This is a genomic window from Thioclava sp. GXIMD4215 (genome assembly GCF_045291555.1).
In the GTDB taxonomy this organism is placed as follows: Bacteria; Pseudomonadota; Alphaproteobacteria; order Rhodobacterales; family Rhodobacteraceae; genus Thioclava; species Thioclava litoralis.
This window is the reverse complement of record NZ_CP149517.1, coordinates 221,100-238,496: the sequence shown is the minus strand read 5'-3', so window position 1 is coordinate 238,496 and position 17,397 is coordinate 221,100. Positions and strand designations below refer to the sequence as shown.

12 protein-coding genes are annotated in these 17,397 nt (G+C 61.9%); 1 reads left to right on the top strand and 11 read right to left on the bottom strand.

Translation table 11 applies throughout. The annotated features are described in order from the left end of the window. Window positions 1–100: 100 nt before the first annotated feature. The 8 genes from WDB86_RS17655 to speB all read right to left on the bottom strand — a co-directional run bounded on the left by WDB86_RS17655 (window position 101) and on the right by speB (window position 13,587). Window positions 101–3,049, bottom strand: coding sequence for a hypothetical protein (locus tag WDB86_RS17655; RefSeq protein WP_406737085.1), 2,949 nt, complete (start codon window positions 3,047–3,049; stop codon window positions 101–103). A 233-nt stretch (window positions 3,050–3,282) separates the two neighbouring features. Continuing rightward, window positions 3,283–6,057, bottom strand: coding sequence for a calcium-binding protein (locus WDB86_RS17650; protein ID WP_341485956.1), 2,775 nt, complete (start codon window positions 6,055–6,057; stop codon window positions 3,283–3,285). Window positions 6,058–6,364: 307 nt separating this feature from the next. Next, complete coding sequence (locus WDB86_RS17645) at window positions 6,365–7,759, bottom strand: phosphomannomutase (RefSeq protein ID WP_341485955.1); 1,395 nt, start codon at window positions 7,757–7,759, stop codon at window positions 6,365–6,367. A gap of 9 nt (window positions 7,760–7,768) precedes the next feature. Continuing rightward, window positions 7,769–8,935 (bottom strand): nucleotide sugar dehydrogenase, encoded by a 1,167-nt coding sequence (locus WDB86_RS17640; protein ID WP_330629346.1) that lies wholly within the window; start codon window positions 8,933–8,935, stop codon window positions 7,769–7,771. A 5-nt stretch (window positions 8,936–8,940) separates the two neighbouring features. Continuing rightward, entirely contained in the window at window positions 8,941–10,404 is a 1,464-nt protein-coding gene (locus WDB86_RS17635) for a mannose-1-phosphate guanylyltransferase/mannose-6-phosphate isomerase (RefSeq protein ID WP_339109890.1), read from the bottom strand. Between the two features lie 293 nt (window positions 10,405–10,697). Continuing rightward, window positions 10,698–11,828, bottom strand: a complete 1,131-nt coding sequence (locus WDB86_RS17630; RefSeq protein WP_330629348.1) for an acyltransferase — start codon at window positions 11,826–11,828, stop codon at window positions 10,698–10,700. Between the two features lie 350 nt (window positions 11,829–12,178). Next, window positions 12,179–12,544 (bottom strand): RidA family protein, encoded by a 366-nt coding sequence (locus tag WDB86_RS17625; RefSeq protein WP_339109891.1) that lies wholly within the window; start codon window positions 12,542–12,544, stop codon window positions 12,179–12,181. Window positions 12,545–12,546: 2 nt separating this feature from the next. After that, window positions 12,547–13,587, bottom strand: a complete 1,041-nt coding sequence (gene speB / locus WDB86_RS17620; protein ID WP_330629350.1) for an agmatinase — start codon at window positions 13,585–13,587, stop codon at window positions 12,547–12,549. 119 nt (window positions 13,588–13,706) lie between these two features. Here speB and WDB86_RS17615 point away from each other — a divergent pair, with 119 nt between their 5' ends. Continuing rightward, complete coding sequence (locus WDB86_RS17615; RefSeq protein ID WP_341485954.1) at window positions 13,707–14,621, top strand: LysR family transcriptional regulator; 915 nt, start codon at window positions 13,707–13,709, stop codon at window positions 14,619–14,621. Between the two features lie 86 nt (window positions 14,622–14,707). Here WDB86_RS17615 and WDB86_RS17610 read toward each other — a convergent pair whose 3' ends face one another. The 3 genes from WDB86_RS17610 to WDB86_RS17600 all read right to left on the bottom strand — a co-directional run bounded on the left by WDB86_RS17610 (window position 14,708) and on the right by WDB86_RS17600 (window position 17,395). Next, entirely contained in the window at window positions 14,708–14,995 is a 288-nt protein-coding gene (locus WDB86_RS17610) for an SH3 domain-containing protein (RefSeq protein WP_330629352.1), read from the bottom strand. A 419-nt stretch (window positions 14,996–15,414) separates the two neighbouring features. Beyond that, entirely contained in the window at window positions 15,415–16,266 is an 852-nt protein-coding gene (locus WDB86_RS17605) for a fumarylacetoacetate hydrolase family protein (protein WP_339109894.1), read from the bottom strand. Between the two features lie 73 nt (window positions 16,267–16,339). Then, the gene (locus WDB86_RS17600; RefSeq protein WP_339109895.1) at window positions 16,340–17,395 is read right to left on the bottom strand and encodes an amidohydrolase family protein; all 1,056 of its coding nucleotides are present in this window, start codon (window positions 17,393–17,395) and stop codon (window positions 16,340–16,342) included. Window positions 17,396–17,397: the final 2 nt, after the last annotated feature.

Sequence of the window (17,397 nt, the reverse complement as noted above, 5' to 3'; positions counted from 1 at the left end):
CTTTTCATGGTCCCCGCAATTTCCGGGGGCTGCCGTTCTGAAATCTTGGTAAGCTTTTCATCCGCTTTCACGGCGGGGACAAGGCCTGCCGCGCGCCCGATCACCCTTGCGCAGCGTCAAATACGTAAACAAAAGCCTCTGCCGGTGGTAGATCGGCGATATTCAGCCTCAATTTTCCGCTTTTGTCGGAAACAAGGTCCGGTTGTGGCTCCGCCACCAGCTTCGCCTCGGGGGCCAGATAGTTGCTGGCCCGATATCCACCCTCCATCCGGTAGCGCGTCACCTTGGGGCCGGTGCCTGCGGGCAGATCCACCGTCAGGGCCAGATGGCCATCCTGACCTTTCGGGATCTGCGGCAGCAGGCGCGAGGTCACCACCACCACCAGACGCGACCCGCGGCGCAGCGCATAGGCCCCGACCATCGGCACATCCTCACGTGCGGCCCGCCGCGCCATTTTGGGGATATCCATGCGGGGCAGGTCCGTGCCACGCACCTCCAGCATCTGCGCCCCCCCGGCCTCCGGCCCCTCCAGCACCAGCCGGTTGATCAGGGCCAGCCAGTCCCATGACGGATAGGCCTGCCCGCCATGATCCCAGCGCGCATGCGACGACCATGTGCGCCCTTCGCCGAAGGTGAAGAAATTCTGCACCTTATAGCCATCCGCAGCCTGCAGCAGAAACGCATCCAGCGTCGCAGTGCCCGCCACCACCCCTTTCATCGCCAGTTCCTGCTGGGCGGCCTGATCGGCACTGACCTTCCGCCCGTTCAGCCCGTTGATCGTATAGCCCGGCCCGGCCTCATAGGTTCCCAGAGCCAAGGGCCGTTTCCGTCCGCGGTCCAGCTGGCGCAGATCCTTCCCGTAGCGCTGCGCATTCGGCCCCCCCATCTGTGGCCCGAAACTGAGAATGGTCGCGAAATTGGCATCATTCGGGCGGACCACGCCCTCGCCCTGATCCCAACCGCCGATATATTCGGCATGGGTCAGCTCGGCGCTATGCGGCGAATGCGCGGCGGCATCCGGCCCGTAATCGCTGCCATTGAACCCGCCCAGCACAGGGATCAGCTCGGGTTCCAGCGCGGCCCAATAGGGGCTCTGGCGCAGGATGGACAGCACATATTCCTGATAAAGCCCGTAGACATCGCCATTGGAATACTGCGCACCGGTTGTGGCATCGCGCATCTTCGGAAAGGTCCAGGGCGCAAAAAGCCGGTTCCATGTCTCGTTGCCCAATTCCAGCCGGATATGCGGGAAACTGTCGGTCCACGGGGCCGGATGGCCTTGGGCTGCGCGCTTGTCTGCCATCGGGCCCGCGCCCTCCGGCCCTGCCAGATATTCCGCCAGCCCCAGCCATTCCGCGCGGGACAGATGCGGTTCGATCTGGAGCCAGGGCGACATGCCCGCCGCCGCAATCCCCTTGAGGCTCTGGTCCAGTGTCGCCGTTCCGGGCAGATTGCTGGACCCGCCGGTATTGGTCAGTTGCGCCAGATCATAGCTATCGCGCCCCGTGCGCACCAAAGCATGGGTGCGCAGATCCGACATGCCCGACAGCTTCAGACGCGCCAGATCTTCGGGGCTCCAGTCCAGAAAGCCCGCATCGGTGGCATAGATCCGCAGATTGTCCAGATCGACAGCCCCCTGCCCCGAAAGTTCCAGCTGGATCGCGCCGGGCTTGTCGCCCTGATAGATGCGGTCGGGGCGGAACTCGACGCTATAGCGCGTCCAGCCATCCTTGATCTGCAATGCGGCGGGCAGGCCCGTCACGCCCAGCTTGGCCAGCGGCCCCTGCAGGACAAATCGCGCCTTCACCCCCGGATCGGCACGCATCCAGACTTTGGCGCGATAGGTCTTTTCGGGGTTGAGCACCGGATAGAACGCCTGCCCCGCACCGGAATGGTTGTAATTGCCCAAAGCGGTTTTGCCGCCCGCAAGATCAAGGTGCAGATAGCTCTGGCCGCCAGCGCCTGCCGCCATACCGGCGGGCTGCTTGCCATCCCACATGCGCAGAGACCACGGCTGGCGGCCCTCCCACAAGGCCCGCCCGATCCCGTTTGGCGCAAGCAGGCGACGAGCGGGCCAAGAGGTCCATTCGGCATCGGTGACAAGCGCATCGCGCCCGCGCCCCGCAAGATTGGCACGCACGATCACCAGATCTCCGGCCTTCACCGAGGCCCCTGCCTTGTCAAAGACCAGCGCATAGCCCTTCTGGGCCTCGGGGGCCGTGTCCGAGCTTTCGACCACATAGCCTGTCGCGCCGCTCTGGGCCGCCCAGCTGAGCTGCGCCAGACCGGAGGCGGTCAGCCGCGCCGCCAGACGCGGTGCCGAAAGCCGTGACGCATGATCCATGCGCAGGTCCGCCTTGGCCAGTTGGGGACGCGGTGCCTTGCCTGCGGTTTTGGGCACATTCACCACCGCGACATTGGACGGCTCCGACAGGCGCCCCGCCGCATCCACCGCACGCAGCCGGAAATATCGCGCCGATCCGGGACGTGCGTCCTGTCCCAGATCCAGTTGCACACTGGTCTGTGTGCCGCGCAGCATCCGTCCCTCCGCCAGCGGCAGGAACCCGCTGGCATGGAACCCGCCCTGCGCCACATGCCCCAGCCGCACCGAGCGGAACTGGCCGTTCTCGATCCGCAGCACTTCAAGCTCGGCCCCGTCCAGCGCCCCGTCACGCAGGAGGCCATTGGCCGAAATCTTGGCGGGGTCCGCACTCACCCGATCCGTGGCATCCTGTGTTGCCGTCAACATGGTGCGGTAGATCGTGGGTTCGAACCCCATCGGTGCCAGATCCGCGCCATTGCCGAAATCGCCCACCGTCGCGGTAAAGGGGTGCAGATCCTGCTGCAGCACCTGCGGGCTTACCGTGATCTCCGGTCCGGCATGGACCGCCCCCGCCGGAACACTCCCCGCCAGAACGCCGCCCGCCAGCAGCCCGCCCAGCGAAACGGCCCCGAGAACCAGATGCCGGAGGCCATACCAGACCCGCCCGCCATCAGGCAGACGGGGCATACGGGAAAAACCGGACAGGGAAAGGCGCGACAGGATCATGGGGCATTCCAGAAAGCAGAGCGAAAGAGCGACAAACAAAAAGCACATAGGACCGGTCGGCAGAGCAGCAAGACCGCTTGCCTCCCCGCCTGCAAAGGTCACAGCTTTCCACGCGTCCGCGCGATTGTAAACGCGCAAAGGGTGCGGTTTCCCGCACCCTCACCCGCCGTTGATCGCCCTTGATAAGACCGCCTGATCCGGTCGGAGCACGGCGCAAAGCCGCCCTCTTCGCGCTATTCGAAAATCCAGTCGGCATCTTCGAGGCTGCATCCCGCAAATAGGATCGAATCCGTGCCGTTGCTTAGCAAAAGCCCCTCATCCGTCTCGCTCAGAGCCGAGGCAAGATCGGAAATGCCTTCCATGAAATCGCGCAGGATCAGGATATCCTCATCGGTGAAATCGGTGATGGTATCCTGCCCCGTGCCCTGATCGAAGATGAACTGGTCCACCCCCGCACCGCCGGTCAGCAGATCATCGCCCGTGCCGCCCACCAGACCGTCGGCACCGTCGCCGCCCAACAGGGTGTCATTGCCCCCGCCGCCCTGTATCCAGTCGTTATCAGCGCCGCCATCCACAAAGTCATTGCCGTCGGACGTGTTGATCGTGTCGTTGCCCGCCCCGCCATAGACCACATCATCGGCACTGCGCATATTGAAGCTATCCGCCCCCTGCGAACCGATGACCTGATCCACATCCAAAGCCACATCCCCCAGCATCTGCGCGGTGATCAACGCGCTGCTGGTCAGGGCCACCTTGCCGGAATCAAGGCTGTTTTCATTGGTCGTCCAGTAGCTGATCCCGAATTCCTGCCCGTCCACCGTCGCGGTACTGCCCCTTTCGGCGTAGAAATAGTTCTGCGAATCCTGCAACCCCAATTCCTTGCCAAGCGCGCTATAGCGGTTGATCGCGCTGATCGACTGCCCTTCGGTGAGATCCGACAGATCCAGAATATTTTCCGTGGCCACCACTTCGGTCTCGTCAGCCAACGGTTCGTTGACTGCGGTCGATCCGGCCTCCTCGACAAGCGCTGCAGCCACCAGATCCGGCTCTGCGGCGGCAATCTCGACATCCAGACCCACGACAGTATCGTCGAACTGCAATTCCTCGACATCGCGGATGTAGTCCAGCCCGTCGGCCCCCTCGACCAGATAGACGCCATCGCCCTCGGCGGTGATGGTGTAATCGGCAAAGTTCCCCGACAGAATCAGACGGTCCGTGCCTTCCCCGCCATTGATGCCGTCATTGCCCGCGCCGCCCACAAATGTGTCATCGCCATCGCCGCCAATCAGGTAATCCTCCTGATCGGTGCCGATCAGAATGTCGTCCTCGGCGGTGCCGCGGGCCACGATCCCCTGCAGATATTGCGTGCCGCCGGTGGCTTCCCACCATGTATCGCTGATCTCGTTCAGCTCGGTCAGCAGATCGGCGCGTTCATTGCTGTCGGAGAGGTTGGCATAAAGCCCCCAAGAGCCATAGGCCGTCACCGTCGAGGCTTCCTGATACTGCATGAAGGGCCCGTCGGACACGGCGGACCACAGGTCGAACGCGGTCTGATACATCTCGGCCATTTCCGGCGTGCGCACCAGTTCGGCCATGAAATCGATCAGGAGGGTCCGCTCGTCGGCGCTCAGCCCCGTGGTCGAGAACCAGCTGAACAGATGCTGCCCGCCCTCATAGGCCACAAGTTCCAGCCCCGCATCATGGGCAAGCTCGGCCTGCTTGGCCCAAGCCGCTGCCAGCGTCGGGATCGAATAGCTTTGTGACGGGTCCATCGTCAGCGCGACGATATAATCGATCGCCGCCTGCGTGCCCTGCGTCTGCAGCAAATCCAGCACCGCGGTGCGCCCCGCAGTGGTCTGCAGCGGGTTGGTGCCGAAGTAATTGGTGATCGCGAATTCCTCGAACAGCTCGGACGGATCGACATAGGCATCCGGCTCGTTCTCGGCCCAGACCGAGGCCTCCAGCAAGCGGGCCGTGCGCCATGTGTTATTGGCCTGACCGGACAGCACATTGACCAGACGGTCATCGGCCTCCTCGCCAAAGACCTCCTCCCAGATCTGCGCCACCTGACTGGCCATCTTCACATAATAGGCATCCTTGGCTTCCTGCCCGGTCAGCCCCCATTCGGACAGGGCCTGCTCGGCCAGCCACGCATTGACGGCGTAATCGGTGTTCCAGGCCTCGTTCGAATATTCCACCCGCACCACCAGATCCGGATCGAGATTGTCGCGCACATATTCCGCAAAGGCGCGGATATAGCTCTCATCCGCCAGATAGGGGATGGAAAACCACGGGTCCGCCCCGACCTCATTGGCCAGCCGCACCATATCCTCCAGCGAGGCATCGGTGGTCAGCCCGCGCTCGTCGGTGGAAATCTTGAGATCCTCCACCGTGACCGCCGTCGAGCTGTTGGTGTTGAGCCAGTCCATGAAGCGCAACTGGCGGGCATCGTCGATCAGGTTGATCCAGTCGGGGTTATAGACCGCCCCTGCCTGAAACAGATCATAATTCTCCTCGGCCACCACAGTGACATCACGGATGTAATCGCCCGTGCCTTCGGGGTCGGTCTCGGTGATAGTCAGGGTCCAGCTGTTTCCGGACACATTCTCGAAGACGATCTTGCCATCCTCGTTCGACAGGATCGTCACATCGCCCTGAAGTTTCAGCGTCCCCTCGCCCTCGTATTCCACGATATAGACGCCGGCCCGTTGCTCGGCCAGGGCCGCATCCGCCGTCGAGGAGGTGGTCCAGTCGAACACCGTACCGATCCCGTCCGCCCCTTCGGGAATTTCCGTAGGCCAGCCGTTCTCGTCGAAAATACCGGCCTCGATCGCCTCCGACAGGCTACCTCCACCCCAGACACCGTCTTCATGGACAAGCCATTGCCGCATCATCTTCATCTGATCGAGAAACTGCGAGGCAGAATTCCAATCGGTGATACGCGACAAATTGAAAGCCAGTGTCGGATTATCATTTCCGGTCGCGGAAATGGTCGAATAGCTCGTCATCGGGCAGGCCCTTTCTGGTCTCGGAACAAGGAGTGGTTTCAAAATCCGTGAGACGCAGGCGCACCGGTGGAGATACGTCTACGTAAGAACAGGCTGCATGCGCGCGGCGCTAAAGCCGCGTCATGTTCGTGGCGATTATTGGGCGGATCACGACAATTAATCCAAACTATGCGCGTATTTTCTGCAGTATGGATATGCCTTTTGCATTCTCAGGTTGTGCGCCGCAACCGAGTAGATATTACGCAAAAACCAATAAAAAAAGGGCCATGCCGCGACGGCATGACCCCCTTTTTTGCGTTTTCCATCATCAGCCTATATGGGCGGATACGCGTTCCATAACCGAAGGCACCAGATCCTGCGCCGCTTGGGCGGTTCCGGCCTGGGCATAGATGCGGAATTCGGGCGCATTCCCCGAGGGCCGCAGATGCACGACAGCGCCCGAGGTGAAATTCACCCGAAGCCCGTCGGTCAGGTCGATATCGGCAATCGGGCCTTCGGGCGCGAAGAAGGCGGCCCGCGCCTGCATATCGGTGCTCAACCGGCTCAGGAATGCCCCCGCCTTGTCACGGTCGATATCCTGCAAGCGGTCTGCGGCGGTAAAGCAGGGCGGCAGCGCCGCAACCAGCGCCGCCAGCGACAGGCCCGCCGCACGCGCGGCAATCAACGGCACCACGATCGGCAACAGGCTGTCACGCGTCATCAGCGGCGCAAGCGGCTGGCGCTGATGGGCCTCGAACCCCAGAAGGAAGCCACCATTGGCTTCAAAACCACATATTTTCGCCTGCGGGTCCCGATCACGTGCGGCCTCCATGCCCGCAATCACGAAGGGCGAGCCGATCTTGGTCAGATGCACGTGATGGAATTCGGGGATCTGGCGCACCATGTCATTCGACGACACAGGCGTAACGATCACCTCGGCGCCCAGATAGCGCGCGCTCAGCACGCCCAGAATATCGCCCGGCACGACATTGCCCGCCGCGTCGGTCAGCATCGGGCGGTCGGCATCGCCATCGGTCGAGATCACCGCATCCAGCCCGTACTCGCTGCACCATTGCGCCAACTGGTGGCGGGTCCCGGGGTCCACGGCCTCGGTATCGACGGGAATGAAGACATCGGAGTTGGCAAGCGGCACGATCTCGGCCCCCAGCCCCGCCATCACGGCCTCCATGACATCGCGCGCCACCGAGGAATGCCGGTAAACACCGACGCGCAGCCCCGCCAGCGCCTGCGCGCCGAAGCCCTGCACATAGCGCGCGATATAGGCGGCACCGGCATCGGGGGCCGGACGCGCCTGCCCGCCGCTGCCCTGCGGCTTGTGCCCCGCCGCGCGGGCTGCCTTGATCGCGGCCTCGTCGGCTTTGGAAATCTCGCCTTCGGGGATGTAGAATTTCAGCCCGTTGCGATCTGCCGGAATATGGCTACCAGTGACCATCACGGCGGCACAGCCCGCCGCCATCGAGGCCATCGCCAGAGACGGCGTCGGCTGCGCCCCGCAATCCACCGTATCCATGCCCACCGCCTGTGCGGCAGCAATGACGACGGCGGCAATCTCGGGCGAGGACGGGCGCAGGTCACGCCCGACATAAAGCGCGCGTCCCTGCGGACAGGCCACAAGAAACGCTTCGATATAGGACGCCACAAGCTCGGGCGTCAGCTCCGTCACAAGGCCACGCAGGCCTGACGTACCAAAAGCGGGTGCCATCCTCGTTCCTTAATCCGCGTGGAAGAGATCGCGCGTGAAGATCTTGGCCTCGACATCGCTGATATCATCCGTGATCCGGTTGGCCACGATCACATCCGCCTCGCGTTTGAAGGCCGCCAGATCATTGACGACGCGCGAACGGTAGAATTCGGGCTCGTTCAGCACGGGCTCATAGACGATGACCTCGACGCCCTTGGCCTTCAGCCGCTTCATGATGCCCTGGATCGAGGACTGGCGGAAATTGTCCGAACCCGCCTTCATCACCAGACGGTAGATACCCACGACTTTCGGGCCGCGCATCAGGATCTGGTCCGACAGGAAGTCCTTGCGCGTGCGGTTGGCATCCACGATGGCGCGGATCAGGTTCTGCGGCACCTGATTGTAATTGGCCAGAAGCTGCTTGGTGTCTTTCGGCAGGCAATAGCCGCCATAGCCGAAGGAGGGGTTGTTGTAATGGCTGCCGATCCGCGGGTCGAGACCGATGCCTTCGATGATCTGGCGGCTGTCCATGCCCCCCGCCATCGCATAGCTGTCAAGCTCGTTGAAATAGGCCACCCGCATCGCAAGATAGGTATTGGCGAAAAGCTTGATCGCCTCGGCCTCGGTCGGACCGGTGAACATGACCGGCACGTCCTTCTTGATCGCGCCGCCCAGCAGCAGGTCCGCGAAGATCTTGGCGCGCTCGCTCTCTTCGCCCACGATGATCCGCGAGGGGTAGAGATTGTCGTAAAGCGCGCGGCCCTCCCGCAGGAATTCCGGCGAGAAGATCACTTGCTGGGTGTCCAGCTCTTCGCGGATATCCTGCACATAGCCCACCGGAATCGTGGATTTCACCACGATGGTCGCCGTCTTGTTGACCGCGATCACCTGCTTGATCACCGAATTCACCGAAGAGGTATCGAAATAGTTCGACTTGGTGTCATAATTGGTGGGCGTCGCGATGATCACATAATCCGCCCCCTCATAGGCCGGACCTGCCTCGGTCGTGGCCACCAGATCCAGATCCTTGTTGGCCAGATAGTCTTCCAGCTCGCGATCCTCGATCGGGGATTTCTTGTTATTGACCATCTCCACGCGGCGGGCATCCACATCGACTGCCACCACCGCGTTGTTCTGCGCCAGAAGCACAGCATTCGACAGGCCTACATACCCAAGGCCAGCAACAACAATTTTCATCCGGATTATCCTTTTTCACCCTGCCCGCGGGAATAAATATCCTCGTAGCGCACAATATCATCCTCGCCGACATACGAGCCGGTCTGCACCTCGATCAACACCATCGGCACCTTGCCCGGGTTTTCCATACGGTGCACCGATCCCAAGGGGATATAGACCGACTGGTTCTCGGTGACGAGGGTCACTTCGTCATCAATCGTCACCCGCGCGGTGCCTTCGACCACGATCCAGTGCTCGGAGCGGTGGAAATGGCTTTGCAGGCTGAGCGCCGCCCCCGGATGGACATGGATACGCTTCACCTGAAAACGCGCGCCCACCACAAGGCTTTCGAACCAGCCCCACGGGCGATGGTCTTTCGGGAAATGCGTCGCCTGTTGCGATTTCTTGGCCTTGAGCGCATCCACCGCCTTTTTCACATCCTGCGCGCAGTTCATATCGGCCACCAGCACGGCGTCATTCATCGCGACCGCCATGATGTTCTTCAGGCCGATGCCCACGACTTCCAGACGGTCGCTATCGGAACGCAGCAAGCTGTCCTCGCAGTCGATCGCGGTGGCCGCCCCCGAGAGCCCGACCCCGTTCTCGTCGCGCGCCCCTTCGCGCCAGACGGCATCCCAACCGCCCAGATCAGACCAGCCCGCCGAGAACGGCACGACCGATAGGTTTCCGGCTTTTTCCATCACCGCATAGTCGATGGAAATATCCTTGGCCCCCGCCCAAGCGGTCGGGTCCAGCCGCAGGAAGCCCAGATCGGGCTGCGCCTCGGTCACCGATGCCTGTACCGGCGGGATCAGATCGGGGGCATGGGTTTCGAAAGCGGCAATGATATCCGCCGCGCGGAACAGGAAGATGCCCGCATTCCACAGATAGGTGCCTGCGGCCAGCATCTCGGCGGCGCGGGCGGCATCGGGCTTTTCGACAAAGCGCTTGAGCGCGACAGGATCGGTGCCGGATGGCGTGCCGGTCAGCTCCAGATACCCATAGCCGGTTTCGGGGCGGTCGGGCGTGATGCCGAAGGTCACCAGATTGCCCTGCGCAACCGCCGCAAGCCCCGCCTCGACGGCGGCGCGGAAGCTGTCCCCGTCGGGGATGACGTGATCGGAGGGCGAGACCAGCAGGATCGCCTGCGGGTCCTTGGCCTGCGCATGAAACGCCGCCGCCAGCACGGCGGGGGCGGTATTGCGCCCCTCGGGCTCGATCATGATCGCACCCGGATCAATGCCTGCCTCGGCAAGCTGCTCGGTCACGATGAAACGGAAATCGGAATTGGTCAGCACCACGGGCGCTGCGAAATCCATAGTCCCGACCGCACCGACCATCCGCTTTGCGGAAGACTGGAACAGGGTTTCTTCCCCGACCAGTGGCACGAATTGCTTGGGGTAGGATTTACGTGATAGCGGCCACAGCCGCGTCCCCGACCCTCCCGCTAGAATAACGGGAGTGATCTTTTGACGGGAAAAGACAGTCATGAGAAAGTCCTTGGATAAACTCAGGCTTTTGGCCAAGAAACCCCACCTTGCGAGAAATGCCAAGAGCACTCGCCCGAAAGAGGATGAAAAAACCGTAGGGTAAAATGGTATTTGCGGGGTTTGCAGCCGCTTTCGGTGCCGTTTTGCTTATAGAACGGCCCCGATGCGCCAAGATCCGCCGCGTGATGCCCAACAGGCGGGCAGCGCCCGAATGACAGCCCCCGCCACAAAACCGTAAGTTGAATCACCTGCGCCCTCCCCGACGAACGGGACAGGCCGCGTGTGCCGCCACGTCAGCGCGAGGGAAGCTCCTGTTCGGACGTGCCAGAGGCGGGGGCGGTATGTGCCAGAACGGTCGGGCGATGTCTGGAGGGCCCCTTGCCCGTCATCAGAAGCCGTGCCACCGGCACATGCCGTGCCATATGTTGCAGCAGCCATGCGGTCACAAAAGACAGCGGATAATTCAGCAAGAACAGGAACAGGAACACACGGTCATTATCGGTGATCCCGAGATGGTCGAGAAGTCGCATATAAAGGATCGTCACGATCCAATGCGAGCAGAACATGAAGAACATGTAAGGCTCGCACCGTCCCAGCAGATGCGACACGGCAGGTTTCGTGGCCAGCGATAGGCAGACCCGCCACATCAGCATCGAAATCGCCAGACGGTGCAGAATGTCGCTCAGGGTTTGCGGCAGATAGCTGCGCCCCGTCCACAGATCCAGAAGATGTGCCGCATAGACGATCCCGATCAGCCAGAATGCAGGACGCGGCGGGGCCTTGGCAAATAGCGAGATCGCGACGCCAAAGAGAAAGAAAATGAAGATGCGGGATTTGATGAAGATCGGCAGCATCGGCAGATGCAGGTTATTCACCCCCCATGCGGCCACGTAGACCGCCAGCAGCACCCCCAGAAGCAAGGCCGGCGCATGTTTGCCCAAGGGCCAAAGCGCCAGCAAGACAACATTGCAGACCAGAAGATCGCGCAGGAAATACAAGGGTGTATTGGCGGGCATCTCGGTCAGAGCGGTGAACCAGCTGATGCGTTGCAGCCAGTCTGTCTGTGCCAGAGCCGCCTGTAAAGCCGCAGGGCTATAGGCCAGAAGCAGGACGAAACTGACAGAACACCAGAACAGCAGCGGAATGCCCAGCCGCGCCAGTTTGGAACGCAGGATCTTGGTGCGGGCGCGGCCCGAGGACATCGCCTGCGTGACCAGAAAACCCGAAACGATACTGAGCAGCGGCACGCTGGCACGGCCGAATTCATCCAGCACCAACCAGATCAGCCCATGCTCGAGCCGCGTCAGCGGCAGGGCAAGAAGCGTATTGATCCCCGGTGCGAAATGGATCCCGATCATCAGGGTGATACAGAGCACCCGCGCCAAACGGATCGCAAGCGAAGAAGTCGTGTCAAGATGGGCCATGAAACCTGTGGGATCCGTTAAAATGGACAACGTGGGCGGGAAGAGTTCAACAATATGCTCGGGAGCACAAATAACAGCCCCGACATTAACCATTCTGCCACGGCTTGCCCATGCCCTTCCATACCCAAATGCGATATTTCCGGAACGGCATTTCCCTCCTTGGTTGCAAAATGCGCAAAAACTGCCCATGCGCCCATCCCCGACGCGCGCTGCGGGATTGCACCGCCGGAGCGCGACGCTTTCTTATGCTTCGGGCGTTCCAAGTCCAGGCGATGGCGGCGCGCGCCATCAGGACAACAGCCGCAAGTCATCTTGCGGCTGTTGCGTGTCTTCACACTATCGCTTCGCGGCTATGCCGCCGCATCGTCGCCCTGCGCCGCAAGGATCAGGATCTCGACGCGATACTCCTCTGTCGCCAGCCGTGCCTCGCCGCAGGCGCGTGCGGGCGGATGCTCGGGGTCGATCCAAGCATCCCAGACCGCATTCATATCGGCAAAATCGGCCATATCCGCCAACCAGATCTGGGCTGACAGAATGCGGGATTTCGAGCTGCCCGACTGCCCGAGCAGGGTCTCGACACGGGCCAGCATATCGGCGGTCTGGGCGGCCACTGTGGCCCCTTCGCCCACCTGCCCCGCCAGCCAGACCAGACCGTTGTAAATGACGGCCTCGCTCATGCGGGGGCCGGGCTCAAGACGTGTAATCGGAGGAAACATGATTATCCTTTGGGAAGTGACGGAGAAAACTGCATGAGGCTGAGGATCTCGAACAGCATCTGGGCCGCGTTCTGCGCGGTATTCGTGGTGCTGTCATAGGCCGGAGCCACCTCGACGACATCCGCACCGACGATATTGGCCCCCTTGAGGCCCCGCAGCAAACGCAGCACTTCGCGCGGGGTCAGGCCACCAACCTCCGGCGTCCCTGTTCCGGGGGCGAATGCCGGATCGAGACTGTCGATGTCGAAACTCAGATAGGTCGGGCCGGTGCCGATCACTGCACGGGCACGGGCGATGATGTCGGGCAGCGATGCCTCGGTGATCTCCTGTGCAGGAATGACCGTCATGCCCGACAGGGTCGAGAATTCCCAGATATATCCCGCCGCCCCGCGAATACCGATCTGGATGGTCCGCTCCGGGTCCAGAACCCCTTCCAGCACGGCATTGCGGAACGGGCCGCCATGATGGAACTTCTCGCCCTCATAGGCCCCGCCCGTATCGCAATGCGCATCGATATGGATCATCCCCACAGGGCGTTCCCGCCCGATGGCCCGCAAGACCGGCAGGCTGACCGAGTGATCCCCCCCGACCCCCAGCGGCAAGGCCCCCGACGCGACAATCCCCGCCACGAATGCCTCGATATCCTCATGGCTCCGCGTCAGGTCGAAGCGGCTGCGGAAGGGCACATCCCCGATATCGGCCACCGCCATCTCGTGCACGGGCGCGCAGACCAGCGCATCGTTATAGGGGCCTATCCGCTCGATCGCGCGCAGCGCGCGCGGACCGAAACGTGCGCCATTGCGATTGGTCACGCCCAGATCCATCGGCATCCCGTAAAGCGCGACCTGAAGCCCCTCGGCGCTTCCATCCGCCCGTGCGGGGGCATCCAGCAAGGTCGGCAGGCCGGCATAGGGCGCGGTGCGGCGCCCCTGCGGATCAAAGATCTGCGCCGCAATCCGGCGGAAATCCGGATCGACCATCTCGCCGCCATTCGTATTGCAAAACTGCTGCCGCAGCTTTGCAAGTTTTTCGTCATTCCACATGGGTCCATTCCGGCAAACTGTCTTTATGCGGCCTATCCTAGCGGCGGCAAAAGTTTCTTAAACTTGCAAGAATCAAACATAAGTTGCATATTCATGCACGTCATTGCGCAGGAGAACTCATGGCACGGCGACGCAAGGTCTTTTCGGGGCAGATCAGTGATGTCGACATCCGGCTGATGCGCGTCTTCCGCACGGTGATCGAATGTGGCGGCCTGTCGGCAGCCCAGACCGAACTGGGGGTCGGGCGCTCGACGATCTCGCGCCAGATCGCGGATCTGGAAACGCGGCTTGGGTTGCGGCTGTGCCATCGGGGACGGGCGGGGTTCAGCCTGACACAGGCGGGGCGGCAGGTGCTGGACTATGTGGACCGCTTCCTGAAATCCGCCGATGACTTCAGCGCCAATATCGCCGCGATGGGAGACCGTCTGGTGGGACGGCTGGAAATCGGCCTGATGGATTTTGCGCTGACCGACGAGGCCAATCCGCTGCTTGGGGCCATCAAGACCTGTCGCGCCGATGCGCCCGGCCTGACCGTGAATATCACGGTCGGCACACCCGCCGAAATCGAGCGTGGAGTGCTAGATGGCCGCCTGCATCTTGGGGTCGTGCCGGATTACCACCGGACACCGGGGCTGCAATGCCACCCGCTTTACGATGAACCGGTGGGGCTATTTTGCGGCGGGGACCATCCGCTGGCGCAGGCGCTGGATCGGGGCGCGCCGCTGTCAGAGCGCGAGATCCGCGCACATGCACTGGTCTATCGCGGCTATTTCGAAAGCGATCTGCTGCGTCAGCGCAAACTGGCCTTTCCGCAAGGCAGCACCGCCTATCAGACCGAGGCGGTGATGGGGCTGATCCAAAGCGGGATCTATATCGGGTTCCTGCCCGTTCACTGCCAGCGGCATCTGCACGGGCGCAGCCACGAACTGCTGCCGGAACTTTTCCGCTACAGCACGCCGATCCATGCAATCTGGCGCAGCGATCGGGAACAATCGGCCACCTTATCGGATTTCCTGCCGCTGTTTCTGGGCTGATCGCGCACCGTTCGCGCGCACCCATGCCGTCTCAGCCGCCCGCGCGGGCCGGAGACACCGCTCCGGCCTATGGCGGCGAGGCCGGATCAGCGGATCGCCAGATAATCGGCAGAGACATAGCCCATGACTTGCGGCGCATTCACCAGCGAGACATGGCACCAGAGCTGCCCGACCTCGGTGACGCATTCATGCTTTTTCAACTGGGTGCCATTGGGCAGACCCATGATGATATTGTAGCCAAGGCCCGGCCCCGCACGCAGCTTCAAAAGCTCGTCCGGCCCTGCTCCTTTAACCACAACACCCCCCGACCCCATGCCGGTGCAGCCTGCCAGCAGCGCAAGCGCCATTACTTTGAGAAAGGTGTGACCACGCATTGATTTGCCTCATCGTCTTTTCTTATTGCCTGACCGCAGGACGTTCCGCGTACCCCGTCCGGCGAGAGCCGCCGGAGCGTTCCAATCGAAACGTCTTTGCGGGCACCAGCCGATCTGCGGGACCGGCCCGACGCGCCGAGAAGGGCCGCAAATCGCAGGATGCCCCCTTGGCTTATGCGATCATGCGCCCCCCGTCCAGAAGCGTAAAGGCCACCCGCCCCTGAACCTGTGCCACATGGGAGAGGCAAATCCCGCGGCACAAAGCACTGCGCCGGTCTCGGGAGGGGCCATAGCAGGGTTTCGCCCTCGCCGATCCGGCATGACAGGGTGGCGGCAACCTCGGGCCAAGGTGCCGCCATTGACCGGACGCCGCAGCACGGGTGCCGCAAGCCTCCGGCCAAATACCGAGCGCCTTTCGGTCAGGCCGTCTCTGCGATGACCTCCGCCGCAATCCGGCCCAACCGCTCGATCTCCAACTCCATCCGGTCGCCCGGTTGCAGGAACCGCCCGCTGGGCGCACCGATGCCGCTGGGCGTTCCGCTGGCCAGAATATCACCCGGCTGCAGCGTCATGACCGTGCTCAGATAGGCAATCTGGTCATAGATGTCGTAGATCATATCGCTGGTCCGGTCATTCTGGCGCAATTCGCCATTGACCCACAGTTTCATGGCCAGATCCAAAGGATCGGGGATCTCGTCATCGGTCGTGATCCACGGCCCCACCGGCCCATGCGTGTCAAAGGATTTGCCCAAGGTGAAGGTGGGCGATTTGGGCAGCCAGTCCCGCGCGGAAACATCATTGACGATCACATATCCCGCAATCACCGACCGCGCATCCGCGCGCGCGACATGACGGCAGGCCTTCCCGATCACCACGCCCAGTTCGATTTCGTAATCGACCTTCTCCGAGGCGTCCGGCTTGACCACCGGATCAAAGGGCGCATTCAGGCACGAGACCTGCTTGTTGAACCAGAACTGGCTGGTCGGGGTCGGGATACCGGCCTTTGCGGCCTCTTGGGCATGTTTGGCATAATTCATGCCGATCGCCATGAATTTCTGCGGGTCCGGCACCGGAACTTCCAGCCGGATATCGGCCAGCGCATAACGCGGCCCTTCCAGCGCCTCCAGAGCGGGGCGCAGGGCATCGAGATCGGCCAGCACGCGGCGCATCGAGGCCCCTTCGCCCAGCACAGGGGTCAGATCCACGATCTCGTCGCCAAGCACCTTGCCGATCCGGGTGCGCGACGCTTCGGTGAAGCGGGCAAGTTTCATTGATATCGCCTTGTTCTACATCGTTTTTCACAAAGGGCGGCCGGACAAGCGCCGGCCACCCGAACCTGCGGGCTTACAGCCCGAACAGCGTCTCGGCATTTTTCGAGAAGATCTTCTCTTTCGCGCTGTCCGAAATATCGAGCGCTTCGACCGTTGGCACACCGTCAAAGAACCAGTCCTTACGGATCGGATAGGAGGCACCGTAAAGGATATTGTCCTCGCCCAGCACCTCGACCGCGCATTCAAGCTGTTTCTTGCCCCATTGCGGCGGGCCGGAAATATCGAAGAACAGGTTGTTCCTGAGCTTTTCGCGCAGGTTGGAATTGCCGGTGTCGAAGCGGTCCACCGCATCGCCATAGGCATGTTTGGGCTTGGGCACCAACATATCGACGAAGGCAAAGAAGCCGCCGCCCAGCATCGAATGGCTCAGCCGCAGGTTCGGGAAACGGTCGAACAGCCCCGAGAACAATTCACGCCCGACCGCCGTGCCCTGCGCGATGCAACGGCCATATTGGCGACGCTGGTTGTTGAACGAAAGGATCGAGTCATAATCCACCGGCAGCGGTGTATGGTGGACAACGGCGGGGATCTTCCGGTCGTTGAGGAATTCGAAATAGGGGTAGAAGGCCTCGTCATCCAGATAGATGTCGCCGTATTTGCAGGCAAGCTGCACGCCCTTGAAGCCGAGCTGGTCGATGCAGCGCTCGACCTCGTCGATCATGGTCTTGTCGCCCCAAGGCGGGCAGACCGCCAGCGCGGTGAACCGCCCGTTCGAACGGCTGACATATTCGGCCAGACCGTCATTGATGCGCTTGGAGCATTCCAGATCCAGCCACTCCTGCCAGACCGGAATACGGAACACGGCATGGTCGATCCCCGCGCGGTCCATATCCTCAAGCTGGCTTTCGATATTATACTGCCCTTCGGCGTAGTTGATATTCACAAAGCCCTTCGGCTCTTCAATGATGATCTGGTTGAGGTTCTTGCCCTCGATCGGCACCATCTTGACGTGGATATTGTTCTGCCGCGGGATACAGCGCATCATTTTCTCGCGCAGGTCGTCATCGGTAAACAGCGTATCGGGGAGCCAGTGCATATTTGCGTCAATGACGCGCGGTTTCGTAACCATTT

What these genes read in the sequence shown, in the direction of transcription:
- WDB86_RS17635 (WP_339109890.1), bottom strand. Translation starts at nt 10,404, where the DNA reads ATGACTGTCTTTTCCCGTCAAAAGATCACTCCCGTTATTCTAGCGGGA.
- WDB86_RS17625 (WP_339109891.1), bottom strand. Translation starts at nt 12,544, where the DNA reads ATGTTTCCTCCGATTACACGTCTTGAGCCCGGCCCCCGCATGAGCGAG.
- WDB86_RS17615 (WP_341485954.1), top strand. Translation starts at nt 13,707, where the DNA reads ATGGCACGGCGACGCAAGGTCTTTTCGGGGCAGATCAGTGATGTCGAC.
- WDB86_RS17655 (WP_406737085.1), bottom strand. Translation starts at nt 3,049, where the DNA reads ATGATCCTGTCGCGCCTTTCCCTGTCCGGTTTTTCCCGTATGCCCCGT.
- WDB86_RS17605 (WP_339109894.1), bottom strand. Translation starts at nt 16,266, where the DNA reads ATGAAACTTGCCCGCTTCACCGAAGCGTCGCGCACCCGGATCGGCAAG.
- WDB86_RS17640 (WP_330629346.1), bottom strand. Translation starts at nt 8,935, where the DNA reads ATGAAAATTGTTGTTGCTGGCCTTGGGTATGTAGGCCTGTCGAATGCT.
- WDB86_RS17630 (WP_330629348.1), bottom strand. Translation starts at nt 11,828, where the DNA reads ATGGCCCATCTTGACACGACTTCTTCGCTTGCGATCCGTTTGGCGCGG.
- WDB86_RS17645 (WP_341485955.1), bottom strand. Translation starts at nt 7,759, where the DNA reads ATGGCACCCGCTTTTGGTACGTCAGGCCTGCGTGGCCTTGTGACGGAG.
- WDB86_RS17600 (WP_339109895.1), bottom strand. Translation starts at nt 17,395, where the DNA reads ATGGTTACGAAACCGCGCGTCATTGACGCAAATATGCACTGGCTCCCC.
- speB (WP_330629350.1), bottom strand. Translation starts at nt 13,587, where the DNA reads ATGTGGAATGACGAAAAACTTGCAAAGCTGCGGCAGCAGTTTTGCAAT.
- WDB86_RS17610 (WP_330629352.1), bottom strand. Translation starts at nt 14,995, where the DNA reads ATGCGTGGTCACACCTTTCTCAAAGTAATGGCGCTTGCGCTGCTGGCA.
- WDB86_RS17650 (WP_341485956.1), bottom strand. Translation starts at nt 6,057, where the DNA reads ATGACGAGCTATTCGACCATTTCCGCGACCGGAAATGATAATCCGACA.